This window comes from Dorea sp. YH-dor226, assembly GCF_039832105.1.
Lineage (GTDB): Bacteria > Bacillota > Clostridia > Lachnospirales > Lachnospiraceae > Dorea_A.
The window spans coordinates 1-1,149 of sequence record NZ_JBDOHS010000040.1 but is presented as its reverse complement, the minus strand read 5'-3'; the positions used below and the strand labels follow the sequence as shown (position 1 = coordinate 1,149).

Sequence of the window (1,149 nt, the reverse complement as noted above, 5' to 3'; positions counted from 1 at the left end):
TAGGTAATTGTTAAATGATTTTTTTCTATGATGTGGATAACTCTCCTCATATAAGGAGAGAAAAAACGGTCATTATTCAGAATGGTTTCTGAATTGACATAAATCATCAGATATGGGGCGTACTTTAATAAGCCCATAAATGAACTATGACAATCGAATACTTTTTCAGGCAATTAAAGGTTTCAAACTTCGGATGTATTGTGGACAATTCATGCTGTGGGCGACAATGACGGTAAGCTGGCTTGCAATCCCTGCAAGAAAAGCATCCGCTTTTGTGGTGATGTGGTTTCTGGATTTCCTTCCAGCAACACACATGTTGATTTTTAGATGGTCGATGGCACGTTCCACAATGGTTCTGATTTTGTAAAGGGAATCCCATTCTTCGGAATCTCTTTGAATTCCGGGAAACATGCGAAAATCTAGATTTTCGTATGTATAAGTGGTTCGTCCTTTGGTGGCGGTAGAACAAGGCTCTTTGCAGTCGCAGACATATTTACCCTTTACCATGTGAACTTTGGGACAAATCCATTTGACACGATCAGCACGTCCATTTTCACGGGTGACACCACAATACTTCATGGCAAGAGAAGGGTCACCCGGGCAGGTAGGATAGCCGTATTCGTTATATCCGACTTTTTTGAGATTGCTTTCATTTCTAGGGTTGTAAGGAATCAGAGCCTTGGAAAAATGAAAGTCATTCAACAGCATCCCATAGGTTTCGATGGTATCAAAAGAAGAATCACCCAGAAAAGTATCCGGATGGAAGTCCGGGTGCAGGAAAAAGAAATCGGAAAGCACAGGTTTCAGGGAAGTTGCATCCCCGATGGACTTATCTTCATCGGGAGAATCAGATTTCTTTTCTACCGTCATTTCCGGATGAGCTGCTTTAAAGTCATCATCCAGAAAAGAGATATGCCGGATGATACCCAGACCATTGGTAAGGATGGCAAATTTATCAGCATAGCAGAAATGCCCATTGATGTATTGTTGCTTTGCTTCGGGACAGGATGCCGCCTGTGAAGGCATAAGACCGTAAGCCATCTTATAAGGATCAACATCAGGGTTATCTTTGTAATAAGCTTTCAGCTTTCGGATCAGAGCATTGAGGGTTTTAGGATTGTTTTCCGTAACATAGAGCTCGATGCCGGA

At 41.9% G+C, this 1,149-nt stretch carries 1 protein-coding gene; it reads right to left on the bottom strand.

The window, feature by feature from the left end:
* Nucleotides 1-165 precede the first annotated feature (165 nt).
* The coding region (locus ABE547_RS14630; RefSeq protein ID WP_347379412.1) for an ISNCY family transposase at nt 166-1,149 on the bottom strand (984 nt) is incomplete at its 5' end.